The organism is Mesotoga sp. BH458_6_3_2_1, from assembly GCF_003664995.1.
Classification (GTDB): domain Bacteria; phylum Thermotogota; class Thermotogae; order Petrotogales; family Kosmotogaceae; genus Mesotoga.
The window spans coordinates 508,381-530,979 of sequence record NZ_JFHL01000002.1; the positions used below are offsets into that span (position 1 = coordinate 508,381).

General features: G+C 45.1%; 32 protein-coding genes. All 32 read left to right on the forward strand.

Annotated features, from left to right (window positions below; all coding sequences use genetic code 11):
• Positions 1 to 4: 4 nt before the first annotated feature.
• Positions 5 to 2,464 (forward strand): preprotein translocase subunit SecA, encoded by a 2,460-nt coding sequence (secA, locus tag Y697_RS02740; RefSeq protein WP_121550160.1) that lies wholly within the window; start codon positions 5 to 7, stop codon positions 2,462 to 2,464.
• A 14-nt stretch (positions 2,465 to 2,478) separates the two neighbouring features.
• Entirely contained in the window at positions 2,479 to 3,591 is a 1,113-nt protein-coding gene (gene prfB, locus Y697_RS02745; RefSeq protein ID WP_121550161.1) for a peptide chain release factor 2, read from the forward strand.
• A 66-nt stretch (positions 3,592 to 3,657) separates the two neighbouring features.
• Positions 3,658 to 4,557, forward strand: coding sequence for a 16S rRNA (cytosine(1402)-N(4))-methyltransferase RsmH (gene rsmH / locus Y697_RS02750; RefSeq protein WP_121550162.1), 900 nt, complete (start codon positions 3,658 to 3,660; stop codon positions 4,555 to 4,557).
• Between the two features lie 15 nt (positions 4,558 to 4,572).
• On the forward strand, positions 4,573 to 4,860 hold the full coding sequence (locus Y697_RS02755; protein ID WP_121550163.1) for a hypothetical protein: 288 nt from the start codon (positions 4,573 to 4,575) through the stop codon (positions 4,858 to 4,860).
• Between the two features lie 92 nt (positions 4,861 to 4,952).
• Positions 4,953 to 6,713: a penicillin-binding transpeptidase domain-containing protein gene (locus Y697_RS02760; protein WP_121550164.1), complete on the forward strand. Its 1,761-nt coding sequence runs from the start codon at positions 4,953 to 4,955 to the stop codon at positions 6,711 to 6,713.
• The gene (locus tag Y697_RS02765) at positions 6,703 to 7,644 is read left to right on the forward strand and encodes a DNA polymerase III subunit delta (RefSeq protein WP_121550165.1); all 942 of its coding nucleotides are present in this window, start codon (positions 6,703 to 6,705) and stop codon (positions 7,642 to 7,644) included. Before Y697_RS02760 ends, Y697_RS02765 begins: the two co-directional genes overlap by 11 nt.
• A gap of 109 nt (positions 7,645 to 7,753) precedes the next feature.
• Entirely contained in the window at positions 7,754 to 8,128 is a 375-nt protein-coding gene (gene rpsL / locus Y697_RS02770; RefSeq protein WP_121550166.1) for a 30S ribosomal protein S12, read from the forward strand.
• Positions 8,129 to 8,142: 14 nt separating this feature from the next.
• The gene (gene rpsG / locus Y697_RS02775; RefSeq protein WP_121550167.1) at positions 8,143 to 8,610 is read left to right on the forward strand and encodes a 30S ribosomal protein S7; all 468 of its coding nucleotides are present in this window, start codon (positions 8,143 to 8,145) and stop codon (positions 8,608 to 8,610) included.
• A gap of 73 nt (positions 8,611 to 8,683) precedes the next feature.
• Entirely contained in the window at positions 8,684 to 10,708 is a 2,025-nt protein-coding gene (fusA, locus tag Y697_RS02780; protein ID WP_372963658.1) for an elongation factor G, read from the forward strand.
• A 33-nt stretch (positions 10,709 to 10,741) separates the two neighbouring features.
• Positions 10,742 to 11,938, forward strand: coding sequence for an elongation factor Tu (gene tuf, locus Y697_RS02785; RefSeq protein ID WP_121550169.1), 1,197 nt, complete (start codon positions 10,742 to 10,744; stop codon positions 11,936 to 11,938).
• Positions 11,939 to 12,008: 70 nt separating this feature from the next.
• On the forward strand, positions 12,009 to 12,317 hold the full coding sequence (gene rpsJ, locus Y697_RS02790; protein ID WP_006492343.1) for a 30S ribosomal protein S10: 309 nt from the start codon (positions 12,009 to 12,011) through the stop codon (positions 12,315 to 12,317).
• 22 nt (positions 12,318 to 12,339) lie between these two features.
• Positions 12,340 to 12,972, forward strand: a complete 633-nt coding sequence (gene rplC / locus Y697_RS02795) for a 50S ribosomal protein L3 (protein ID WP_121550170.1) — start codon at positions 12,340 to 12,342, stop codon at positions 12,970 to 12,972.
• Positions 12,973 to 13,004: 32 nt separating this feature from the next.
• Positions 13,005 to 13,685, forward strand: coding sequence for a 50S ribosomal protein L4 (gene rplD / locus Y697_RS02800; protein ID WP_099772021.1), 681 nt, complete (start codon positions 13,005 to 13,007; stop codon positions 13,683 to 13,685).
• Positions 13,685 to 13,984, forward strand: coding sequence for a 50S ribosomal protein L23 (rplW, locus tag Y697_RS02805; protein WP_121550171.1), 300 nt, complete (start codon positions 13,685 to 13,687; stop codon positions 13,982 to 13,984). Before rplD ends, rplW begins: the two co-directional genes overlap by 1 nt.
• Before the next feature lie 16 nt (positions 13,985 to 14,000).
• Positions 14,001 to 14,828 (forward strand): 50S ribosomal protein L2, encoded by an 828-nt coding sequence (gene rplB / locus Y697_RS02810; protein WP_121550172.1) that lies wholly within the window; start codon positions 14,001 to 14,003, stop codon positions 14,826 to 14,828.
• 19 nt (positions 14,829 to 14,847) lie between these two features.
• The gene (rpsS, locus tag Y697_RS02815) at positions 14,848 to 15,132 is read left to right on the forward strand and encodes a 30S ribosomal protein S19 (protein ID WP_039882973.1); all 285 of its coding nucleotides are present in this window, start codon (positions 14,848 to 14,850) and stop codon (positions 15,130 to 15,132) included.
• Positions 15,133 to 15,146: 14 nt separating this feature from the next.
• Positions 15,147 to 15,581 (forward strand): 50S ribosomal protein L22, encoded by a 435-nt coding sequence (rplV, locus tag Y697_RS02820; RefSeq protein WP_121550173.1) that lies wholly within the window; start codon positions 15,147 to 15,149, stop codon positions 15,579 to 15,581.
• A 10-nt stretch (positions 15,582 to 15,591) separates the two neighbouring features.
• Entirely contained in the window at positions 15,592 to 16,221 is a 630-nt protein-coding gene (gene rpsC / locus Y697_RS02825) for a 30S ribosomal protein S3 (RefSeq protein WP_121550174.1), read from the forward strand.
• Between the two features lie 24 nt (positions 16,222 to 16,245).
• Positions 16,246 to 16,671, forward strand: a complete 426-nt coding sequence (gene rplP, locus Y697_RS02830) for a 50S ribosomal protein L16 (protein WP_121550175.1) — start codon at positions 16,246 to 16,248, stop codon at positions 16,669 to 16,671.
• The gene (gene rpmC, locus Y697_RS02835; RefSeq protein WP_099772028.1) at positions 16,671 to 16,871 is read left to right on the forward strand and encodes a 50S ribosomal protein L29; all 201 of its coding nucleotides are present in this window, start codon (positions 16,671 to 16,673) and stop codon (positions 16,869 to 16,871) included. Before rplP ends, rpmC begins: the two co-directional genes overlap by 1 nt.
• 6 nt (positions 16,872 to 16,877) lie before the next feature.
• The gene (rpsQ, locus tag Y697_RS02840; RefSeq protein WP_121550176.1) at positions 16,878 to 17,183 is read left to right on the forward strand and encodes a 30S ribosomal protein S17; all 306 of its coding nucleotides are present in this window, start codon (positions 16,878 to 16,880) and stop codon (positions 17,181 to 17,183) included.
• The gene (rplN, locus tag Y697_RS02845; protein ID WP_121550177.1) at positions 17,180 to 17,548 is read left to right on the forward strand and encodes a 50S ribosomal protein L14; all 369 of its coding nucleotides are present in this window, start codon (positions 17,180 to 17,182) and stop codon (positions 17,546 to 17,548) included. The genes rpsQ and rplN overlap by 4 nt, the downstream gene beginning before the upstream one ends.
• Positions 17,549 to 17,560: 12 nt before the next feature.
• A complete protein-coding gene (rplX, locus tag Y697_RS02850) occupies positions 17,561 to 17,881 on the forward strand; it encodes a 50S ribosomal protein L24 (RefSeq protein ID WP_110990058.1) in 321 nt (106 codons plus the stop codon).
• A gap of 16 nt (positions 17,882 to 17,897) precedes the next feature.
• The gene (gene rplE, locus Y697_RS02855; RefSeq protein ID WP_121550178.1) at positions 17,898 to 18,458 is read left to right on the forward strand and encodes a 50S ribosomal protein L5; all 561 of its coding nucleotides are present in this window, start codon (positions 17,898 to 17,900) and stop codon (positions 18,456 to 18,458) included.
• A 12-nt stretch (positions 18,459 to 18,470) separates the two neighbouring features.
• Positions 18,471 to 18,656 carry a type Z 30S ribosomal protein S14 gene (locus Y697_RS02860; RefSeq protein WP_121550179.1) on the forward strand — a complete coding sequence of 62 codons (186 nt, stop codon included), beginning with the start codon at positions 18,471 to 18,473 and terminating at the stop codon, positions 18,654 to 18,656.
• Between the two features lie 13 nt (positions 18,657 to 18,669).
• The gene (gene rpsH, locus Y697_RS02865) at positions 18,670 to 19,074 is read left to right on the forward strand and encodes a 30S ribosomal protein S8 (RefSeq protein WP_121550180.1); all 405 of its coding nucleotides are present in this window, start codon (positions 18,670 to 18,672) and stop codon (positions 19,072 to 19,074) included.
• A 13-nt stretch (positions 19,075 to 19,087) separates the two neighbouring features.
• Entirely contained in the window at positions 19,088 to 19,642 is a 555-nt protein-coding gene (gene rplF, locus Y697_RS02870; protein WP_110990055.1) for a 50S ribosomal protein L6, read from the forward strand.
• Between the two features lie 17 nt (positions 19,643 to 19,659).
• Positions 19,660 to 20,028: a 50S ribosomal protein L18 gene (rplR, locus tag Y697_RS02875; RefSeq protein ID WP_121550181.1), complete on the forward strand. Its 369-nt coding sequence runs from the start codon at positions 19,660 to 19,662 to the stop codon at positions 20,026 to 20,028.
• A 13-nt stretch (positions 20,029 to 20,041) separates the two neighbouring features.
• A complete protein-coding gene (rpsE, locus tag Y697_RS02880) occupies positions 20,042 to 20,647 on the forward strand; it encodes a 30S ribosomal protein S5 (protein WP_110990053.1) in 606 nt (201 codons plus the stop codon).
• Complete coding sequence (gene rpmD, locus Y697_RS02885) at positions 20,647 to 20,835, forward strand: 50S ribosomal protein L30 (protein WP_110990052.1); 189 nt, start codon at positions 20,647 to 20,649, stop codon at positions 20,833 to 20,835. Before rpsE ends, rpmD begins: the two co-directional genes overlap by 1 nt.
• Before the next feature lie 13 nt (positions 20,836 to 20,848).
• Positions 20,849 to 21,295 carry a 50S ribosomal protein L15 gene (rplO, locus tag Y697_RS02890; RefSeq protein ID WP_121550182.1) on the forward strand — a complete coding sequence of 149 codons (447 nt, stop codon included), beginning with the start codon at positions 20,849 to 20,851 and terminating at the stop codon, positions 21,293 to 21,295.
• 2 nt (positions 21,296 to 21,297) lie between these two features.
• Positions 21,298 to 22,599 carry a preprotein translocase subunit SecY gene (secY, locus tag Y697_RS02895; protein ID WP_121550183.1) on the forward strand — a complete coding sequence of 434 codons (1,302 nt, stop codon included), beginning with the start codon at positions 21,298 to 21,300 and terminating at the stop codon, positions 22,597 to 22,599.

Consider the following 22,599-nt stretch of genomic DNA (forward strand, 5'->3'; position numbering starts at 1 on the left):
TTCAATGGGAATTTTTTCAAAAATATTCGACAAGAACCGGATGCTTTTAAAAAAGTACTCGAGAATAGTTGAAGCTATTAACGGCTATGAGCAAGACATTGAAAAATTTGAAATAAATGACTTTGCAAAGAAGACGGATGAGTTCAAAGCCCGGGTCTCAGAAGGTCAGTCTCTTGATTCAGTTCTGCCCGAAGCTTTTGCCCTGGCAAGAGAGGCTGCGAAAAGGGCGGTGGGTATGAGGCCCTTCGACGTGCAGTTGATGGGTGCTCTGGCTCTTAACGAGGGCAAGATTGCTGAGATGAAAACTGGTGAAGGAAAGACACTGGTGGCAACAATGCCTTTGTATCTTAATGCCCTTTCGGGCAAAGGCTGTCATCTGGCAACCGTTAACGACTACCTTGCAAAGAGAGATGCTGGATGGATGGGCCCTGTTTATGAATATCTTGGATTGCGGGCGGGATTTATTCAGGCGGCTATGGAACCTTCGCTTAGAAAAGATGCTTATAACTGTGATATTACTTACGGAACGGCCAACGAGTTTGGGTTCGATTACCTTAGGGATAATCTCGTATATTCTCTTGAGAACAAGGTTCAACGTGGACACAATTTCGTTATTGTGGATGAGGCCGATTCAATATTGATCGATGAAGCTAGAACACCGTTGATCATTTCTGGTCCGGCTCAAGACTCTTCAAATCTGTACAGGCAGTTCGCCTTCTTTGCAAAACGTTTTCAGGCGGAAAAAGACTTCGTTGTTGATGAGAAAGATAGAACGGTGACTCTTACAGACGAGGGTATTGCAAAGGCTGAAAAGCTGCTGCAAATTGATAATCTTTATGATCCCAGTAATTACGACTATATTTTTCACCTTCTAAATGCTTTGAAAGCCATGATCCTCTACAAGAAAGAAGTTGACTATCTGGTTACTCAGGAAGGAGAAGTAGTCATTGTTGATGAGTTCACCGGCAGATTATTACCGGGAAGAAGGTACTCTGAAGGTCTCCACCAGGCAATAGAGGCGAAGGAAAACGTACAGATAAGACAGGAATCGGTTACTTTTGCCACGATCACCTTTCAGAACTACTTCAAGCAATATGACAAAGTGGCGGGAATGACGGGGACGGCTGCGACTGAAGAGTCGGAGTTCATTTCAATGTATAACACACCAGTTGCTGTAATACCAACTAACAAGGATGTAATTCGGCAAGACAAGGAAGACTCAATATACAAGACCAAAGAAGAAAAGAATGAAGCAATAATCAATGAAATTGCCGAACGGTATGAAAAGGGACAACCTGTGCTTGTGGGAACGACTTCAATTGAGAAGAGCGAGTTATTGAGCAAAATGCTCCAGAAAAGGGGAGTTCCCCACGAGGTTCTAAACGCAAAGTATCATGAGAGAGAAGCCGAAATTGTGGCAAAAGCAGGAGAAAGAAAGACCATCACAATCGCGACAAACATGGCTGGAAGAGGAACAGACATCAAGTTAGGAGATGGTGTCGTAGAGCTAGGCGGACTCTATGTTCTCGGTACCGAAAGACACGAAAGCAGGAGAATAGACAATCAGCTTGTGGGAAGGTCTGGCAGGCAGGGGGATCCGGGAGAGTCAAGATTCTTTCTTTCTACAGAAGATGATCTCATAAGGCTTTTCGGCGGAGAACGTATGCAGTCCATAATGAATACTCTCAAGATCGAAAGAGGTCAGCCAATTGAGCACTCACTTCTTAGCAGGATTATTTTCTCTGCTCAGAAGAAGATAGAAGGAATGCACTTCGAGATCAGAAAGCGGCTCTACGAACTGGATTCAGTTATTGATCAGCAAAGAAGTGCAATCTATGCTCATAGAGACTGGGTATTAAAAGGCGATGAAATTGATTCCAATGTCTTCGAGATAATTGAAGATGTTGTTGATCGAAGATTGTCCGGGCTTGAGCAGCTCCCTCCTTTTGAAGACATTAAGGTCTCCTTTAGTTTCTTGCCAGCGGGAGACATAGGGCGGCTCAAGGGGCTTAATAACGTTGAGGAACTTAGAAACAGTGCCTTATCGCTGCTTCAGGAGATATTTGTCGAGAAGAAAACTTCATTCGGAGATGAGTTCCCGCAGGTAATGAAGTACATTATGTTAAGGATGATTGATGAGAGATGGAGAAGACATCTGGAGGCTATTGAGCATCTCAAAGACTCCGTGGGTCTCAGAGCTTACGGTCAGAAAGATCCTGTGATAGAATTCAAGAAAGAGTCTTTCATCCTCTTTCAGCAGTTGACTGATTCCCTTTACGATGATATTGCAAGTGCGATCGTAAGAATAGTCAGAGTCGACAGTGATAAGGCCAAGCAAAACGCAGACAAGGAATTCAGAAGTCTTCAAGCTGTGCACTCTGATTTCAGTGGAAGCGGAGGAGATAAGAAGGGTGATGTTGGCGGCAAAAAGAAGGGCACAAAAAGGTTCAAGGTTAAACGTTAGTCCGGAGGTGCAATTTGATTAGTTATGAAACGAACTTGAGAATTCAAGAGTTGAGAGAGAAGTTTGATTCGATAAGAGAGACTCTTGATCTCGAGAGGATAGATGAGAAACTGAAGGAGATCGAAAAGAGAATGAGCGATCCCTCAATATGGAGCGACCAAAGAGAGGCCTCTAAGCTGGGAATAGAGGCACAGTCTCTCCGGGGGACCCTCGGTCTTCTTAGGGATGTGGAAGAGGAGTTTGAAAGTATAGACATTGCGGTGGAGCTATCGGGAGAAGACGAGAGTTACGTCAGGCATGTTGAAGAGCTTGTAAGATCGGCAGAAAAGAAGGTCAGGGAATTTGAGCTAACGATCCTTTTAAGCGGAGAATACGACAATAATAACTGCTTCATGTCAATTCACCCCGGTGCCGGAGGAACAGAGTCTCAGGACTGGGCATCAATGCTTATGAGAATGTACATGAGATGGGCAGAAGCGAACAGATTTAAGATTACAATTGTAGACGAATTGCCTGGGGACGAAGCTGGAATCAAGAGTGTGACTTTGAATTTTTCCGGCCCATATGCGTACGGAAAACTCAAATTTGAAGCCGGCGTACACAGATTAGTGCGGATCTCTCCGTTTGATGCAAATCATAGACGACACACATCATTTGCTTCTATCAGTGTGTTTCCGGAGATGGACGAAGTGCCTGAGATTGAGATCAAACCTGAAGATTTGAAAGTCGATACTTACAGATCGGGAGGTGCTGGTGGACAGCATGTCAACAAAACCGACTCTGCCGTCAGAATTACTCATCTCCCTAGCGGCATAGTTGTTGCGTGTCAGACAGAAAGATCTCAACATCAAAACAAGGCAAATGCAATGAAGATGCTGTACGCAAAGCTCTTTGAAATAGAGATCGAAAAGAAGCGTAATGAGAAACTGAGATTAATGGGTGATCAGAAGGACATATCATGGGGTAATCAAATCAGGTCTTATGTCTTTCAACCGTACACAATGGTCAAGGATCATCGAACTGAGGCTGAGACAGGAGATATCCAATCTGTCATGAATGGCGAGATAGACGAATTCATAGAGAAGGAGCTGCTTTTCTTCTCTTCAATCGAAAAATCTTTGGAATGAGTAGTGAGATGAGTTTGACTTTGACTGTAGAAAAATGTTATTATCTCTTCGAGCGGAGTGAATTAGATGTCCAGGCAATATGACGAACACCACAGGAGCGTCATGGTTCACGAAGCGCTCCTATATTTGCTTGGTGGACGCGTCGATGGGACTTACGTTGATTGTACCGCTGGTGAAGGTGGTCACATGAAAGCCATTCTTGAGGCCACTAACGGTCGAGCAAGGATTATTGGGCTAGATGTTGACCGTGAGGTTCTGGATATAGCGGAGCAGAATCTTGAAGATTACCGGGGAAGTTACAAATTATTCAATCTCTCTTATGTTGATTTCGAAATTGTGCTTAAACAGGCTGGTATTGATAAGGTAGATGGTTTTCTGCTAGACGTGGGACTCTCCACTTTTCAGTTGAAGTCTAAAGGAAGAGGTTTTTCGTACGAACTGGACGAACCGCTCGATATGCGCATGAACCTTTCTCTGAAAACTACGGCAGCAGAAGTTGTGAATGGCTATAAGGAAAGCGAACTAGCAAGGATTGTGTTTGAGTACGGAGATGAAAAGAGATTCGCCAGAAAGATAGCAAGAAGTATTGTTTCCAGAAGACCCTTGTACACGACGAAAGATTTGCACGATGCAGTAAAAGCAGCTATACCTCCAGCCGAAAGGTACAAACGAAAGAGACATTTCGCAACTAGGACTTTTCAAGCGATCAGAATTGAAGTGAATCAAGAACTTGAAAACATCGACAGTACATTGAAGAGAATTCCCGGTTTTCTGAAGCAAGGCGGTAGGATCGTTATTATTTCTTTTCATTCTTTGGAAGACGGCATAGCGAAGAGAGTGTTCAGGGAGAAATCGAATTCTGAGTTGAAGATACTAACGAAGAAACCTTTACGGCCGTCGGAAGAAGAAGTAGAACTCAATCTAAGAGCAAGAAGTGCAAGATTGAGGGCAGCGGAGCGGATTTGAAGGGAGGAACATCTCGTGCAAGCCATAACAGCGAAGCGGAAGTCGCTGGTTCGTGAAGGCGACAAAGCCTTAACAAACAGCGATGTTTGGGGTTTATTTGGGTTTCTGCAAGTATTCGTTATTTTTCTTTCATTGGCAGTTTCAATTGCTCTCCCGTTCTATTTCGGCAACGAGGTTGACAAAATCACAGAGGTAGCATCTAGAAGAGAACAAGACATTACGGTCATGAAATCTAGACTTGAAGATGTTTCTAGAGAAATCTCATATTTGCAGACTGTTGTTGGAGTGAGAGCAGAAAAGTAGAACTTTGTCGAGGTGTATCATAAATTAAGAAGCTTGCGAGCAGAGTTACACTGTTGTATGTACTCTTGATACTTTGTGTAGGGGTCTTCGCTGTGAGAGCGGGATATATTTCGCTATTCACTGAGCCCGATATTCCAGTGATTTTGGGTGTAAATAAAATCCCGGCACTGAGAGGATCTATATATGATTCAAAGGGCAGACTTCTAGCCAGCGATTCAATAATCTACGAGGCATGGCTTGATCTCGGGTATCTAAGATTGGCAACTTCTTCTGATCAAATAGAGAGAGTTCTGAGAAATATTGAACTTTCCTATGGAATACCCTATGAAATACTCCACGAGAATCTTCAAAGTACAAAAAACTTCCTTCTTCTTGGAACGACACCGACTAACGACGAAATGCAACGTAAAATCACACCTATTACGAAGCGATATATTTCCCTAGAGATGCAAAGAGAGAGATTAAGCTTCAGTGAATACGGGCTTGATCGAATATTAGGAAAACTCGATAAAGGCGGAGTTCCCCTGAATGGGATTGAACTGAGCTACACTGAGGAATTATCTGGAAAAGAGGATGGTCTTATAAGAAGAACCCTCACGAGTACCGTGAGGGAAGAGCCGACAAATGGAAGTGACGTATATCTTTCAATTGACATAGATATACAGAAGATGGTCTATGAAGAACTACTTTCAACCGTTGAGAAGAACATGGCAGATGGTGGTGTTGCACTTCTCGTGGAAAGTAAAACGGGGAAGGTCCTTGCATATGCTGGAACCTATAATTGGGATGTAGGTCTTATGGGTATCTTTGAGCCAGGATCTACGATTAAACCTCTGATCTACTCTTTGGCCCTGCAGAGTGGATCAATCACTGAAACAATGACTTTCAATTGTGATGGGAGAATTCAGCCCGTACCAGGCCTTGATATAATTATTCGTGATACCGAAGGCGAGCGTCATGGGATTCAGACGTTTAGAGAGGCTATCATTAATTCATGCAACGTAGCTACTGTTCAGGTTGGAGGTAAAATACTCAACACACTTGGCAAAGAAGAAATGTACAGACAACTCAACAATATCGGTTTTGGAAGGTTATCCGGTGTTGATCTTCCCGGAGAGACTCCCGGTATTATGCCAGAGGCCAAAGATTGGTCTCTGATTTCTCCTTACCAGTTCCCAATCGGTCAGGGGCTCGGAGTGAACATTTTCCAAATGGTTAAGGCTTTAAATGTATTTCCAGCAGGAGGACAGTTCTTGATCCCTACATTTGCCAGAGCTATACGGAGTAATGATGGTCTTTTGAATATCCCAAAGAAGGTCGATGGAACACTTTTCTCGTCACAGCTTGTCTCCACAATGCTCCCGATTATGGAAAGTGTTGTTATTGAAGGAACAGGCACAATGGCTAAAGTCGACGGAGTAAGAATCGCTGGAAAAACTGGTACGGCGCAAAAAGCTGGACCTGGAGGATATAATGAAGAGACTTACTTTTCTCTGTTCTTTGGTTTCTTCCCTGTGGAGAATCCAACATATACACTGTATATTATGATAGACACTCCCAAAGCTGGAGCCTACTATGGAGGGTTTGTGGCAGCGCCGATGTTCGCTTCGGTAGTCAGAAATCTCTATGGTATTGGAGTTGAGAAGGAAGTTTATGAGGGAGTCTACAGCTGGAAAATGCCTGATTTGGGCGGATACTCGTTGCTTGATGTGAAGGAAGTTGCAGAAATCTATGGAATAGACAAAATCGTTGTTCATGGGTCAGGCGAAGTCATCAATCAGTATCCAGATGCAGGCCAACCTCTGCTGGACAGGATGGAGATCTGGTTAGGAGCGCTTAGCAATGATTTATGAGATAACGGGAGATAGTGATGTACTCAAGGATTTCTTCATACGTGAGAGAACGAGCGGATATCTCTGCTTAACTGAAGATATGCCAGAAAAAGAAGCAAGGCTCAGAATGGCGTTATCAACTGCAGGAATGTTCGGAACAAAACCTATTAGGCTTTCTGGATTCGATAAATGGAAGAGAGAAGAGCGATCGTCAGTCGAGACATTGATTCCTGCGATAGACGAGAATATCGATTTGTATATTGAAGGAAAACTGAGTACAAAAACCCAGGTTAAGAGAGTCAGCTTCAATCTTCCCAGGCCCTGGGAAGAGGAAAAGTGGCGCTCTCACGTTATCAAGATTGCAGGATTGGCGAAGATCAAGATTTCAAAGGAGGCTGTCGCGGCGCTAATTGAAAGAATCGGAAGAAAGGAATACAGGATTCTCAGAGAACTGGAAAAGCTTTCAATTCTTTCCAGAGACATAGACGCTAAGACCGTTGAAGAGTTCGTTGACATCGACACAGATATCGAAGTTGAATCGTTAGCGTATAGCTTTTTGGACAATGATAAGGGTTTTCTGAATTCGGCAAAAAGATCGATGATTCCATTCACCTATTTTTCGTCGGTTCTTCTCAAGATTATTTTGGATTTGGGGACAATAATCGAAGTTAGGAGAGGTTCCGCCGGGGTTTCGTGGTCGGAGATAAAAGAGATCTCCGCTTACGCCGGTATTAGCAGTGCAAGGGTTGCCAGGCTTGTTGGGTACAGTTTTTCAAACACGAGAGAGGATCGGGAAGACTTGAGTCAAAAATTTACATCTGAGGAACTCAGAATACTTGTTGTCATCCTTCAAGAACTTGACGATTCAATCAAGAAAGGGCAGACGACGCAAGAACTTGCCTTCTTCAATTTGGTTGGAGACTCTTTGAAACGAAAGGTAACTCTTATGTAACGATTACCATCTGAAACATCCCGTTCAGCAGGCTTCAATTGACAGTACCACCGCCGCATTGTACAATTGCTTTCGGCAAAACGCTTAGAAGGAGGCGAATCGCAACCAGATGCCCACTATAAATCAATTGATAAGACACGGAAGAAAACAGTCGAAACAGAAATCTGCTTCTCCGGCGCTTGAAAATAATCCACAGAAGCGCGGTGTTTGCGTAAGGGTTTCTACAATGACACCCAAGAAACCCAACTCAGCATTGAGAAAGATTGCAAGGGTGCGTCTCTCAAATGGGACAGAAGTCACGGCCTACATTCCTGGTGAAGGACACAATCTTCAGGAACATTCCGTTGTTCTAGTAAGAGGTGGAAGAGTTAAAGACCTTCCTGGTGTAAGATACAAGATTGTAAGAGGCACTTTAGATGCCGAGGGAGTAGCAAACAGGAAGCAGTCGAGAAGTCGTTATGGCGCCAAGAGGCCGAAGAAATAAGGAGGCAGTCCTAGATGAGAAGACGTCAGTCTGAGAAAAGAGAAGTGGTACTTGATCCAATTTACAATGACACAGTAGTCACCAGACTAATAAACAAGATCATGATAGGTGGAAAGAAGAGCAAGGCAGAAGCTACCGTTTATGGAGCACTTGAAGTTCTTTCTGAAAGAACTAAGCAGCCTCCCATGGAAGCTTTTAAGAAAGCTTTGAGTAATATTAAGCCTCTTCTGGAAGTGAGACCAAGAAGAGTTGGAGGGGCCACTTATCAGATACCTTTTGAGGTTCCTGAAAGAAGAGCCGTAGCTCTCGCTATAAGATGGATCGTCACATCTGCCAGAGCAAAGTCTGGAAAACCTCTTAGGGAAAAGCTTGCGCTTGAACTAATAGATGCTTATAATGGTCAGGGCAACGCAGTAAAGAAGAGAGAAGACGTACACAGAATGGCGGAGGCTGGAAAGGCATACGCTCACTTCAGATGGTAAAGATGTTTCAGCGGGAGGAAAGATAGTGAAAGAAAGAGCCACAACTTTAGACAAGACTCGGAACATAGGAATAATGGCCCACATAGATGCCGGTAAGACTACCACTACCGAGCGGATTCTTTTCTATACAGGTAAGAATTACAAGCTCGGAAGCGTTGACGAAGGAACGGCAACAATGGATTGGATGGACCAGGAAAAGGAACGAGGTATCACTATCACTTCTGCTGCAACAACGGCATTCTGGAAGGATCATCGTATCAATATTATTGATACACCCGGGCACGTTGACTTCACAGTTGAAGTTGAAAGATCTTTAAGGGTTCTCGACGGCGCCGTTGCGGTATTCGATGCCCAGGCCGGTGTTGAGCCTCAATCGGAGACAGTTTGGAGACAGGCAGACAAATATCATGTTCCAAGGATTGCCTTTATGAACAAAATGGACAAGATCGGTGCGGACTTTGAGAGCGCCATAGGCACCATGGTTAGCAAACTGAAAGCAAACCCTGTTGCAATTCAGCTTCCAATCGGATCCGAGTCGAGCTTTGAAGGTGTTATTGATCTTGTTGAAATGAAGGCCTTCAGATGGACGAATCAGGAGGGGACAGAGTTCAGTACCTCTCCAATACCTGAAAATATGCTCAGTCAGGTGGATGAAGCTCGTGAAGACCTAGTTACACATGTAGCCGAGTTCGATGAAGAGCTTATGGAACTGTATATAGAGGGGGAAGAACTTCCAATTGAAAGGATGAAAGCGGCCATAAGAAAGGCTACCCTTTCAGGGCAGGTTACTCCTGTTCTCTGTGGTTCGGCTTTTAAGAACAAGGGAATCCAACCTCTTCTTAACGCGATTATTGATTATCTGCCGTCCCCAAAAGATTTGCCACCTGTTCTTGGCGAGGTTTTGGATAGCGGAAAAGATGTAGAGGTTCATCCAGATGAAAACGGTCCTTTTGTTGCGATGGCTTTCAAAATTATGGTCGATCCTTTTGTTGGAAAGCTGACCTTTTTAAGAGTCTATTCAGGTTCCCTAGAAAAGGGGTCGTATGTTTTCAACACAAATAAAAATGTTAAAGAGAGAATTTCTAGATTGCTCTTCATGCATGCCGACAAGAGAGAAGAAGTCGACTATATTCGTGCGGGAGATATAGTCGCGGTAGTTGGTCTGAAGAATTCAATGACGGGCGAGACAGTGGTTTCTGGCGATGATAAGATAATCCTGGAAAAGATTGAATTTCCAGAGCCGGTTATCTCAATTGCCATAGAACCCCAAACAAAGGATGATGCTTCGAAACTGACAAAGGCTCTTGTCGCTCTCGTTGAGGAGGACCCTTCCCTAAAGAGTTACGTTGACAGTGAGACGGGAGAGACTATTTTGTCCGGTATGGGAGAGCTCCATCTAGAAGTCATCGTTGAGAGGATAAAAAGGGAGTTCAATGTTGGACTCAGAGTTGGAAATCCTCAGGTAGCATATCGAGAGACGATAAGATCCAAAGCTACTGGCGAAGCAAGGTATATTAGGCAAACAGGCGGGAAGGGACAGTACGGACATGTAGTTCTAAGCGTTGAGCCTATTATCGACATGAGCTCAAACTTTGTTTTCGAAGACAAGACTGTCGGTGGAACGATTCCCAGGGAATTCATCAAACCTGTGGAACGTGGGGTGAGAGAGGCGATGGATTCCGGTTATCTTGCTGGTTACCCAATGGTCAACGTGAGAGTCTCTTTGCTGGACGGTTCGTACCACGAAGTGGATTCTTCGGAGATCGCTTTCAGCATAGCTGGATCAATGGCCTTCAAAGAAGCTGTACGCAAAGCGAGTCCTTCTTTGCTTGAACCGATAATGGCAGTAGAGATTAACACGCCTGAAGAATATATGGGAGACTTGATTGCCGATCTGAATTCCAGACGAGCCAAGATTGAGGGCTTCGAAACCAGGGCTGGCCTTAAAATTATAAAGGCTCACGTTCCTCTTTCCGAGCTTTTCGGTTATGCTACAGTTTGCAGATCTCTCTCACAGGGAAGAGCAATCCACATTATTCAGTTCTCCCACTATTCGGAAGTTCCAGTGAAAATTGCAGATAAGATTCTTGGAAGATAGAGATCCCAAAAAAGTATTTGGAGGAGGGAAACCATGGCTAAGGAAAAATTTGAACGTTCAAAACCACATCTTAACATCGGTACGATTGGACACATTGACCACGGTAAGACTACTCTTACCGCGGCAATTACAAAGAGTCTGGGATTCAAGGGTCTTGCTGACTTCTCCCCGTTTGACTCAATTGACAAGGCACCGGAGGAAAAAGCAAGAGGAATCACAATCAACGTTTCTCATATCGAGTACCAGACTGAAAAAAGACATTACGCCCACATCGACTGTCCAGGTCACGCTGACTATATCAAGAATATGATCACCGGAGCCGCTCAGATGGATGGAGCTATTCTTGTTGTCGCTGCTACTGACGGTGTTATGCCTCAGACGAGGGAGCACGTTCTTCTTGCGAGACAGGTCAACGTTCCCGCAATGGTTGTCTACATAAACAAAGTGGATGCAGTTGATGATGAAGAACTTGTCGAACTCGTAGAGGAAGAGGTAAGAGAACTACTTTCCGCTCAAGAATTCCCGGGCGACGAGCTCCCCGTGATCAAGGGCTCTGCACTGAAGGCACTGGAAGCTGACAGTCCAAATGAGTGGACAGAGAGCATATACGAACTTATGAAGGCCTGCGACGATTACTTCCCGGACCCTGTCAGAGAAACTGATAAGCCTTTCCTTATGCCGGTGGAGGATATCTTCACAATTACAGGAAGAGGAACGGTAGTTACTGGAAGAATTGAGCGTGGAGCTGTTCATGTCGGCGATGAAGTTGAGATAATTGGTCTTTCTTATGAGACAAAGAAGACAGTATGTACCGGTGTGGAAATGTTCAGAAAACTCCTTGACGAAGGGCAGGCCGGTGACAATATCGGAGCACTTCTGAGAGGCGTAGCAAAGGAAGAAGTCAAGAGAGGTCAGGTGCTTGCAAAACCAGGATCAATAACACCTCACAGGAAATTCACGGCAAACGTCTATGTTTTGAAGAAGGAAGAGGGAGGCCGCCACTCTCCGTTCACAAAGGGATACAGGCCGCAGTTCTTCATTAAGACTGCAGATGTTACCGGGGAAATCGCAGATCTTCCCGAGGGTGTTGAAATGGTTATTCCTGGCGATAACGTTGATATGACTATCCAGCTTATCTACCCCGTTGCGATTGAGAAGGGTTTGAGATTTGCAATTCGTGAGGGTGGCAGGACAGTTGGCGCCGGAGTTGTCAGCTCAATAGTTGAGTGATTAAGGGTCTTTCCAGGAGAAGGGGGAGTAATCTCCCTTCCCTGTTAACAGAAGGAGGGAACATTTAGGCATGGCCAAGCAAAAAATCAGGATTCGCTTGAAGGCTTACGATCATAAACTGCTTGACTTGTCGGCCAAGAAGATTGTCGAAGCTGTAAAGCTCACCAATGCCAAGGTATCGGGTCCGGTGCCATTGCCAACGGAGAGGACGCTCTACACTGTTCTAACTTCGCCACACAAGTTTAAGGATGCAAGAGAGCAGTTTGAGAAGCTTGTTCATAAGAGGTTGATTGAGATACTAGATCCTACGCCAAAGACTATAGATTCTCTTATGAAAGTCGACCTCCCCGCAGGTGTAGACGTGGAGATTAAACTGTAAAGAGACTTCGGAGGTGTGATAGATGAAAGGTATATTGGGTAGAAAACTCGGTATGACAACTATATACAAAGATGGAAAAGCCTTCGGAGTTACCGTAGTGAAAGCCGGTCCGTGTACAGTAGTACAGAAAAAGACGAGTGAAGGCGGCGAATACGACGCCATTCAAGTTGGATTCGAAGAGCTTACACCGGAAAGAGCAAAAAAAATACTGACAAAGCCTCTGGTGAAGAAGTTTGAAGCGGTAAAGGTCAAACCACATAGAGTTCTCAAAGAGTTCAAGGTTGGTAACATCAATGACTTCAATGTTGGTGATATCATAGAAGCTGGTGTCTTTTCTGAAGGCGAAAAGGTAGACGTAACTGGATTTTCTAAGGGTAGAGGTTTTTCCGGCGCGATGAAGAGATGGAACTTCAGAGGTGGAGAAGCTTCTCATGGTTCGAAATTTCATAGAGAACTGGGTTCTGTGGGTAATCACACTGATCCTGCGAAGATCTGGAAGGGTAAGAAGATGCCCGGTCAGTACGGTAACGAAAAGAAGACTGTAAAGAATCTAACCATAGTAAAAGTCGATGCAGAGAATGGACTCTTAGCCATTTATGGTGCAGTTCCAGGAGCGAGGGGCGGCCTCTTAGTAATTAAGAGCGCAAACAGATAGCCCCGAAAATGTGTTGGAAGGAGGACGCAACAATGGCTCAAGCCGACGTTGTGAATATGGCCGGCCAGAAAGTTGGCACAGTCGAATTGATAGAAAGCGTCTTTAACGTTGAACCGAACAAAGATCTGATGTTCAGATACGTTAATATGCAACTTTCAGGGAGACGTGCCGGACTGGCTTCGGCCAAGACAAGATCAGAGGTTAGGGGCGGGGGAAGAAAACCCTGGGCCCAGAAACACACTGGAAGAGCAAGAGTAGGTTCAACGAGAAGTCCGCTTTGGAGACACGGTGGAGTAATTCATGGACCGAAGCCAAAAGACTGGTCGTTCAACATGACCAAGAAAATGAAGAAGGTTGCGCTACGATCTGCTCTAAGTCTCAGACTCAATGAAGGCAATCTAATAGTCTTGGATGATCTCAAGTTCGACAATCCAAAGACAAAGCAGCTCAGAGAGGTCTTGAGTAATCTTGGACTCGATAAGTCGCAGAAGACACTCTTCGTTCTGCCATGGCAGAAAGACGAGTATCAGAACGTTAGACTCTCCGGGAAAAACATTTATGGCGTGAAGGTAATAATAGCGGATAATCCTGGAAATACGGCCGTCACCAGCAAGACAAATATCGACGGACTTAACGTTTATGACATTATAAATCACGAAAAGCTTGTGATCACGACTGATCTTGTTCGTAAGATCGAGGAGGTGCTCGGTTAATGACTGAACAGAAGTATTACGGAGACGTTCTCCTCAGACCGCTGATCACTGAAAAGACAGTTGCTTCTGGTGAAATGAACAAGTACATTTTTGAGGTACATAGAGATGCCAATAAGTATACGGTCAAAGCCGCCGTGGAGAAGCTTTTCAATGTTAAGGTTGAACAGGTAAATATCATGAACATGAAGGGAAAACCAAAGAAACGTGGTGTCTTTATTGGCAAGTCGAGGTCCTGGAAGAAAGCAATCGTTACTCTTGTGACTGGATACAGGATTAAAGAACTCGAAGGCCAACACTAAGGTGAGGTGAGATGACATGGCATTGAGAAAGTTTAATCCCGTCACCAAAAGCAGAAGGTCTATGCTTCTTCCGGACTTCAAGGAAGTTACGAAGACTGAACCGGAAAAGTCTCTTCTGGAGCCAATTAAAAATAACGCCGGTAGAAACCATCATGGAAGAATAACAGTCAGGCATCAGGGTGGAGGGACAAAAAGGCGTTACAGAGTTATCGATTTCAAGAGAGACAAGATAGGTATTCCTGCGAAAGTCATATCGATTGAGTATGACCCGAACAGAACGGCTAGGATTGCTCTTCTCCAGTACATCGATGGTGAGAAGAGATATATGCTGGCTCCGAAGGGTCTGAAGGTCGGAGATGGTATTCAGAACGGCGACCAGGCCGAAATATCTGTTGGCAACTCCATGCCACTAGAGAGAATTCCTGTGGGTACGATCGTCCACAACATTGAGTTCTTACCCGGTAAAGGCGGTCAGATTGCGAGAGCAGCGGGGACCTATGCCCAGCTGATGGCTAAAGAGGGAAGATATGCACTTCTTAGAATGCCTTCTGGCGAACTGAGAAGAGTTGTAGTGAAATGCATGGCAACGATCGGCATGGTTGGAAATGAGGAACATTCGAATGAGATACATGGAAAAGCAGGAAGAAAGAGATGGCTTGGAGTTCGCCCGTCGGTCAGGGGCATGACCATGAATCCAGTCGATCACCCGATGGGTGGTGGAGAAGGACGTTCTAAGGGTCACCTTCCTCAGAGTCCCTGGGGGCAGCCGGCCAGAGGTTACAAGACAAGGAAGAACAAGAAGCCATCAGATAACCTAATAGTCAAGCGCAGGAATCAGAATTGATCAGGGGGTGTAGTTGAAGATGTCTAGATCTAAGAAGAAAGGCCCATACGTACACCCGAGTCTCTTGAAAAAGATTAGAGAGCTGAATGAAAAGGGAGAAAAGAAACCCATTAAGACTTGGAGCAGAGCATCCATGATTCTTCCTGAAATGATTGGACACACAATAGCTGTCTACAACGGAATGAAGCATATACCGGTTTACATTTCAGAGAATATGATTGGGCACAGACTGGGTGAGTTCTCTCCCACCAGGAGGTTCGGTGGGCATGCAGATAAGAAGAGCAAGAAAGGCGAAGTCAGATGAAGGGGGATGCTGAGATGGCGCAGACGTCACAGAGAGACAAGCGTTCAGTTCTCCATAAGAAGCGCAAAGAGGAAAAAGCAGCAACTCCTGTCACTCAGGCAAAGGCAGTTGCAAAGTTTGTAAGAATCTCCCCTAGAAAGGCGAGATCTGTTGTAAATGCAATAAGAAATAGGGAAGTTGGCGAGGCGTTTCAGATTCTTGAGTTCTCACCTAAGAAGGCCTCCCGTTTGGTTTACAAAGTGTTGCGCTCTGCAGTAGCAAATGCAGAGAATAATTTTGGCCTTAATATCGATAGTCTTTATGTTGAAAAAGCTGTTGTCGATGATGGCCCCAGAATGAAGCGACTGTGGCCGCGAGGAAGAGGAAGAGCTGATATTCAGCAGAAACGATTTAGCCACATAACCGTTGTTGTAGCAAACCGCGAAGAGATTAGCAATCCTCAGGAGTGAGGTGACATAAGTGGGTCAGAAGGTACATCCTTATGGATTCAGGCTTGGTGTCAGTAAAGATTGGAAAGCCCGTTGGATAAACGAGAAGAATTACAAAGAATATCTTCTCGAGGATCTCAAGATAAGGGACTTTCTTAAGAAGAATTACTTGGCTGCCGGAGTTTCCGACATTTACATCGAGAGACCGGAGCCAGGTAAGGTGGTTATTACCATCAAATGCGCCAGACCTGGTGTGATGATTGGAAAGAAGGGTAGTGAAGTCAAGCTGCTAAGGCAGCGGCTGGAGAAGCTTATAACCAGGCAGTTCCAGCTGAATATTGAAGAAGTTAAAACACCCGAGACCGATGCGATCCTTGTTGCTGAGGACATCGCGTCAAGAATTGAGAAGCGAGCTTCCTATAAGAGAGCAATGAAGAGAGCGATATTCACTGCAATGAGAAAGGGAGCTAAAGGGATAAAGATAATGGTTTCAGGAAGGCTGAACGGAGCTGATATTGCCAGGACAGAGTGGTACCTGGAAGGAAGACTTCCTCTCCAGACCCTCAGAGCTGATCTGGACTACGGTTACACCACAGCCTTCACAAAGATGGGAATAATCGGTGTGAAGGTATGGATCTACAAAGGCGACGTACAGGTGTAATTGCAAGAGGGGAGGTAGTTCATAATGTTAATGCCCAAAAGGGTAAAATACAGGAAGCAACAAAGAGGTAAGATGAACGGTAAGGCAAAAGGCGGGACCATTGTTCACTTTGGAGAGTGGGGAATAAAGGCCCTCGAACCACATTGGATATCTGCTCAGCAGATCGAGTCCTGCCGAATTGCAATTACGAGAACACTTAAGAGGAATGGTAATCTCTGGATTCGAATCTTCCCTGACAAACCTATTACCTCAAAAGGAATCGGTGTGAGAATGGGGAAGGGAAAGGGAGATGTCGAAGGCTGGGTAGCTGTTGTCAAGCCCGGGAAGATCATGTTCGAAATAGGCGGAGTACCTGACCAGCTTGCGAAAGAAGCTCTTGAAAAAGCGGCTTCAAAACTACCTATCAGAACAAAGATAGTACCGAGGTATCAGATAGGAGGTGAGCTCTGATGAAAGCAGTTGAACTCCAAAAGTTCACCGACGAAGAACTCACTCAGATGCTCGAGGATTCAAAGAGAAAGCTGATGGACCTCAGGTTCCAGCTGGAAATGAACAGGTTGAAGAACCATTCCCAGATAACTGTTGTAAAGCGCGACATAGCAAGGATAAAGACCATCCTTCGCGGTCGTGAACTGGGGATAAGGAGGTAGTCCGCCATGCCAAGAAAGACACTAGTAGGAACGGTAGTAAGTGACAAGATGGAAAAAACGATAGTGGTGAGTGTTACAAGGACGCACATACATCCCTTCTATGGGAAGACCATGAAGACTACTAAGAAGTATCATGCAGATGATCCAGAAGGTCTTGCTGGAATGGGCGATACAGTTGAAATTGAAGAGTGCAGGCCCCTCAGCAAGATGAAGAAGTTCAAACTCGTGAAGGTTCTCAAGAAGGATATTTACACGGGAGAAATTCCCGAAACTCCCGAGACCGTTGAAGGTTCCGGAGGTGACCAGAAATGATCCAGTCTGAATCATACCTGAAAATCGCAGACAACTCCGGTGCGAGGATGATCAAGGTGATACAGGTCACCGGCGGGTACAGAAAGAGATCAGGAAGCGTAGGTGACATAGTTGTTGCAGCAGTGCGTGATGTGGCGCCAAACACAGATTTCAAAAAGGGTGATATAGTTAGGGCCGTTCTTGTTAGAACGGCGAAGGAGATTCGCAGACCAGACGGCACCTACATTCGCTTCGATGACAATGCTGCGGTTATTATCGACAAGCAGAACCAGCCCAGAGGGACACGTGTCTTTGGACCTGTTGCTAGAGAAATAAGGGATAAGGGATTCTCCAAGATAGCTTCTCTAGCCCAGGAAGTCTGGTGAGGAGTGAGCAAAATGAGTAGAGTGAAAAGAGAAGATACAGTAATGGTAATATCAGGCAAAGACAGGGGCAAGAAAGGCAAAGTTCTTAAGACAATTCCCTCGGAAAAGAAGATAATAGTCGAGGGTGTCAACTTCACGAAAAAACATCAGAGACCAACTAACCAATACCGTGAAGGCGGAATCATTGAAAGGGAATCGCCAATATACGTTTCCAAAGTAATGGTTGTCTGCCCCAACTGTAATAAGCCTACGAGAGTCGCCCACAAAATTCTTGAAAATGGTGAAAAGGTCAGATCTTGCAAGAAGTGCGGCGAGATAATCGATAAGGTCTGATGGGGAGGAATTGTTGATGACATACGAATACGTCCCTTTGAAAGATAAATTTGAAAGTGAAGTAGTCCCTACCATGACGAAGGAATTTGGCTACAAGAATAAGCTAGAGGTCCCCAGGGTATCTAAGATAGTTGTCAATATGGGGATTGGCGAAGGTTCAAGAAATGCTGACCTTCTCGATCTACATGGCAAAGAGCTGATGACAATTGCCGGGCAGAAGCCAGTGGTGACGAAAGCCAAGAAGAGCATAGCGAACTTCAAACTTCGTGATGGAATGCCGGTGGGATTGAAGGTTACCCTAAGAGGACCCAGGATGTACAACTTCCTTTACAAGCTTATAAATGTTGTGCTTCCTAAGCTGAGAGACTTCAGAGGCGTTGATCCCGACTCATTCGATGGTAGAGGTAATTATGCAATGGGGCTTCCCGAACAGCTAGTCTTTCCCGAAATTGTACCGGATCAGATAAAACGAGTTCAGGGAATGGACATAATAGTTGTTACAACGGCCAGGACTGATGAGGAAGCAAGAAGATTGTTAGCCCTTCTTGGACTTCCTTTCAAGAGAGTTATGGTCTAAGGAGGTAGGTGCATGGCGAAGAAATCATTAATCGAAAAGTGGAAACGAGAACCCAAGTTCAAAGTAAGGAAATATAACAGATGCAATCTTTGTGGCAGACCTAGATCAGTATACAGAGAGTTCGGTCTTTGCAGAGTGTGCTTTAGACAGCTGGCTTCCGAGGGAAAACTCCCCGGTGTGAAGAAAGCAAGCTGGTGAGGAGGGAAATGTAATGTGGAGTGATCCCATAGCCGACATGCTCACTAGAATAAGAAATGCCAACGCTGCCTTCAAGGAGAGCGTGGACATACCGTCTTCTAACCTGAAGAAGAAGCTTCTGGATATTTTGAAGGCGGAAGGCTATATAGACGATTATAAATATATAGAGGATGGCAAACAGGGTGTTCTCAAAGTCTTTCTGAAATACAAGGGAGACAGGAGGCACAAGATCAACGTCATCTCTGGAATTGTGAGAATTTCTAAACCTGGCAAAAGGATGTACGTAAACAAGGACAAGCTTCCTAAGGTGAAGTCAGGTATGGGAATAGCAATTGTAAGTACTTCCAGCGGAGTGATGACAGACAAGCAGGCCCGTTCCCAAGGCGTCGGCGGAGAAGTCATCTGCTACGTGTGGTAGGGAGGGAATTCTGATGTCTAGACTACTTAAGCATTCCATAAAAATCCCTGCTGGTGTATCATACAAAATCGAAGGAAACTTGATCACTGTGAAGGGACCTAAAGGCGAGCTGAAACAGGAACTCCTTCCTCTTGTGAAGATCGAAGCCGACGAAAAAGAGCTCTGGGTAAAATCAAATGAAGATGTTGTGATCAGAAAGAGTGATTATAAAAGATTGGCAAAATATGCCGGCACTTTTTGGTCGCTGATAAACAACATGGTGGTGGGCGTTACTCAAGGGTTCGTCAAGGAACTTGAAATCGTTGGAGTAGGATACAGAGCTCAGCTTCAGGGAAAGAAACTTGTAATGAATCTCGGTTACGCTCATCCCGTTGAGATTGATCCTCCTGCTGGAATAGAGTTTGAAGTACCGGCGCCGCAGGCTATAGTTGTCAAGGGAATTGACAAGTATTTAGTTGGCCAGGTTGCTGCGAACATCAAACGATGGAGAATACCGATTGTCTATTCCGGAAAGGGTATACGTTACAAGGGAGAAGCAATTAGAACCAAAGTCGGTAAGAAGGTCTAATCAAGGAGGCGGCTGGAGTGTTCAAACATAAAGACAAGAAGGAACAAAGGCGAAAGAGACATCTTCGCGTCAGGTCTGCAATTTCTGGTACACCGGAAAGACCTAGACTGGCAGTCTTCAGAAGCGAGAAGCACATTTATGCTCAGCTGATCGATGATTCCAAGGGAGTTACCCTTGTTTCGGCATCGACGGTAGACAAAGATGTCAAGGGTTCCATCGATAAGTCATGGAATATAGATGCTGCGAAGAAGGTCGGGGAGCTCCTCGCAAAGAAGGCGAAAGACAAGGGAATCACCAACGTGGTTTTCGACCGTGGGGGATTCAAGTTCCATGGAAGAGTAAAGTCGCTTGCAGAGGGAGCTCGAGCAGGCGGTCTACAGTTCTGAGGAGGTGAGGAAGATGGCTGAAGAGATGAAGAATGATCGTAATTCGAAATCTTCACGTGAAGGAAGAAGAAACCCCAGAGCTTCCAGAAACGCTCCTGTAGAAAAGCAGGTAGAAGACAACGAATTTGAAGAAAGAATAATTGAAATAAGAAGGGTTACGAAGGTTGTTGCCGGGGGAAAAAATCTATCCTTTAGAGTAGTTGCCGTTGTGGGCAACCGAGATGGAAAGGTTGGTCTTGGAATCGGCAGTGCCAGAGAAGTCCCTACTGCAATAAGAAAGGCAGTTCTAGAAGCCAAAAAGAATGTTACAGAAGTTGCGGTAAGAAACGAGACCGTACCACATGAGACAGTTGGTCGACAGGATTCTGCAAGGATAATGTTGAAACCTGCTGGTCCAGGCACGGGTATCATTGCCAATTCTCCCGTCAGAGCAGTTGTAGAGCTTGCAGGAGTTAAGAATATCCTAACTAAGTCTCTGGGATCATCAAATACACTTAACATGGCCAGGGCGGCTCTGAATGGTCTGATTAGTCTGAGATCCCCGCAGGATTTTGCGAAGCTCAGAGACATTTCATTGAAGAGGGTCTTCCACGGAATTAGCGAGGAGGCAGGTCAGTAATGGCAAGGAGTTTGAGAATACGATTGATAAAGAGTCCGATCGGCTTTAACAGAAGACAGCTGAAGACAGTAAGGGCGCTGGGTCTTGGTAAGTTGGACAGTGAAGTTGTCCAACCGGATTCTCCACAGATCAGGGGAATGGTTAATGCCATAAGACATCTTCTTGCTGTCGAAGAACTTGATGACTGAAGGGGGTAGGAAGATGGCTTTTAAAGTTGAAGATCTAAGTCCGACGCCCGGTTCGAGAAAGAGAGAGAAGAGAATAGGACGCGGTATTGGTTCGGGAATGGGTAAGACCGCCACAAGAGGCCATAAAGGACAGGGAAGAGCAACCGGTAAGGTGGCTGCACGATTTGAGGGCGGACAGACACCCCTATTCAGGAGAACACCAATAAAAGGGTTCAAGAACCGAGGCTCAATAGAGTATGCCACTGTCAATATCTGTACTCTTGAGGAGAGATTCGAGAGTGGTAGTGAGATTTCGCCTGAGATTCTCGTTCAGAAGAACATATTGAAAGATCTCAAGGATGGAGTGAAGATCCTGGCAAGAGGTGAATTGACGAAGTCTCTTACGGTCAAGGCAAATGCTTTCAGCGCGACTGCCAAGGAGAAGATCGAAGCTGCTGGTGGAAAGGCAGAGGTGATCTGATAATGTGGAATGCCCTGAAGAACGCGTTCAAGATACCTGAGTTAAGAGACAGAATTCTCTTCACGTTTCTCGCGCTGGCAATCTTCAGACTAGGTGTCTACATACCGATCCCGGGAATAAACATTCAGGCTTGGTCAGCTTATTTCGGTACTCTCTCAGAAGGTGGAGCCGGAGGCTTCATAGGCTTTTTTGATGTCTTCACAGGTGGAGCCGTAGAGCAGTTTTCGATATTCTTGATGAGCGTTACTCCTTACATTAACGCGCAAATCATGCTTCAGTTACTTACTGCCGTTGTTCCAAGTCTGAAAGAAATGCTTAAAGAAGGCGAAGAGGGAAAGAAGAAGTACGCTCGATACACAAGAATGCTTACAGTTGGACTTGCGGGTCTTCAAGGATTTCTGATATCATTCGGCCTCTCTTCAAACACCACAATAATGGCCATCCCAAGCAGGATTCTCTTTGTCCTCCTTGCAACAGCGACTCTAATTGGAGGAACGATGTTCCTGCTATGGCTAGGAGAGAGAATAACCGAGAAGGGTATAGGAAACGGCATATCTGTTCTGATTTTCGGAGGAATTGTTGCAAGATACCCGGCTTCCATAATGCAGGTAGTTGTCGCATTGTCTCCTATACAGTGGGCTATACTGTTAGCAATTGCTCTTTTCACGGTTGTTGCAGTTATCTATGTCCAGATGGGAGAGAGAAGGATTGAAGTTCAGTATGCCAGAAGAGTAACTGGCAGAAGAGTGTATGGGGGAGTCTCCACTCACATTCCCATAAAGGTTAATCAGGGCGGAGTTATACCGATAATATTCAGTTCAGCAATAATGATGCTGCCCCAGTTCATCGCAACTGCATTCCCCGAAGGAAGCGGTGGCAGGAATGTCATGCAAACTCTATTTGCTCAGACCTCTCCTGTGTACATCTTGCTTTATGGTGGAATGGTCTTCTTCTTCACATTCTTTTACAGTTCACTGGTTTTTGATGTGAGAGAAGTATCGGATAATATACGTAATTACGGAGGATACATCCCTGGAATCAGGCCTGGCTTCTCGACTCAGCAGTACATTCAGAGAGTGCTGAATCGTGTGGTCTTTATGGGTGCCGTATTCCTAGTAGTTATTGCCTTGCTTCCGCTGGTAGTTGGAGGAATCTTCAGTATTGGCGGACTTGCAATAGGAGGTACCTCGACTCTAATTGCCGTAGGTGTTGCCATCGATATTTTGCAGCAGATGGAAACTCACCTCATGGTCAGGCATTACGAGGGTTTTGTCAAGAAAGGCAAGTTACGGGGAAGGAGGTAA

Coding starts and splice junctions, on each gene's coding strand:
- fusA (WP_372963658.1), top strand. CDS start 8,684: ATGGCCCACATAGATGCCGGTAAGACTACCACTACCGAGCGGATTCTT.
- secY (WP_121550183.1), top strand. CDS start 21,298: ATGTGGAATGCCCTGAAGAACGCGTTCAAGATACCTGAGTTAAGAGAC.
- rpsH (WP_121550180.1), top strand. CDS start 18,670: ATGTGGAGTGATCCCATAGCCGACATGCTCACTAGAATAAGAAATGCC.
- rplE (WP_121550178.1), top strand. CDS start 17,898: ATGACATACGAATACGTCCCTTTGAAAGATAAATTTGAAAGTGAAGTA.
- rsmH (WP_121550162.1), top strand. CDS start 3,658: ATGTCCAGGCAATATGACGAACACCACAGGAGCGTCATGGTTCACGAA.
- rpsL (WP_121550166.1), top strand. CDS start 7,754: ATGCCCACTATAAATCAATTGATAAGACACGGAAGAAAACAGTCGAAA.
- rplB (WP_121550172.1), top strand. CDS start 14,001: ATGGCATTGAGAAAGTTTAATCCCGTCACCAAAAGCAGAAGGTCTATG.
- rplN (WP_121550177.1), top strand. CDS start 17,180: ATGATCCAGTCTGAATCATACCTGAAAATCGCAGACAACTCCGGTGCG.
- rpmD (WP_110990052.1), top strand. CDS start 20,647: ATGGCAAGGAGTTTGAGAATACGATTGATAAAGAGTCCGATCGGCTTT.
- rpsS (WP_039882973.1), top strand. CDS start 14,848: ATGTCTAGATCTAAGAAGAAAGGCCCATACGTACACCCGAGTCTCTTG.
- Y697_RS02765 (WP_121550165.1), top strand. CDS start 6,703: ATGATTTATGAGATAACGGGAGATAGTGATGTACTCAAGGATTTCTTC.
- rplX (WP_110990058.1), top strand. CDS start 17,561: ATGAGTAGAGTGAAAAGAGAAGATACAGTAATGGTAATATCAGGCAAA.
- rplW (WP_121550171.1), top strand. CDS start 13,685: ATGACTGAACAGAAGTATTACGGAGACGTTCTCCTCAGACCGCTGATC.
- rplD (WP_099772021.1), top strand. CDS start 13,005: ATGGCTCAAGCCGACGTTGTGAATATGGCCGGCCAGAAAGTTGGCACA.
- secA (WP_121550160.1), top strand. CDS start 5: ATGGGAATTTTTTCAAAAATATTCGACAAGAACCGGATGCTTTTAAAA.
- rplP (WP_121550175.1), top strand. CDS start 16,246: ATGTTAATGCCCAAAAGGGTAAAATACAGGAAGCAACAAAGAGGTAAG.
- rplO (WP_121550182.1), top strand. CDS start 20,849: ATGGCTTTTAAAGTTGAAGATCTAAGTCCGACGCCCGGTTCGAGAAAG.
- rplC (WP_121550170.1), top strand. CDS start 12,340: ATGAAAGGTATATTGGGTAGAAAACTCGGTATGACAACTATATACAAA.
- rplF (WP_110990055.1), top strand. CDS start 19,088: ATGTCTAGACTACTTAAGCATTCCATAAAAATCCCTGCTGGTGTATCA.
- rpsG (WP_121550167.1), top strand. CDS start 8,143: ATGAGAAGACGTCAGTCTGAGAAAAGAGAAGTGGTACTTGATCCAATT.
- rpmC (WP_099772028.1), top strand. CDS start 16,671: ATGAAAGCAGTTGAACTCCAAAAGTTCACCGACGAAGAACTCACTCAG.
- tuf (WP_121550169.1), top strand. CDS start 10,742: ATGGCTAAGGAAAAATTTGAACGTTCAAAACCACATCTTAACATCGGT.
- Y697_RS02860 (WP_121550179.1), top strand. CDS start 18,471: ATGGCGAAGAAATCATTAATCGAAAAGTGGAAACGAGAACCCAAGTTC.
- rpsE (WP_110990053.1), top strand. CDS start 20,042: ATGGCTGAAGAGATGAAGAATGATCGTAATTCGAAATCTTCACGTGAA.
- rpsJ (WP_006492343.1), top strand. CDS start 12,009: ATGGCCAAGCAAAAAATCAGGATTCGCTTGAAGGCTTACGATCATAAA.
- rpsQ (WP_121550176.1), top strand. CDS start 16,878: ATGCCAAGAAAGACACTAGTAGGAACGGTAGTAAGTGACAAGATGGAA.
- rplV (WP_121550173.1), top strand. CDS start 15,147: ATGGCGCAGACGTCACAGAGAGACAAGCGTTCAGTTCTCCATAAGAAG.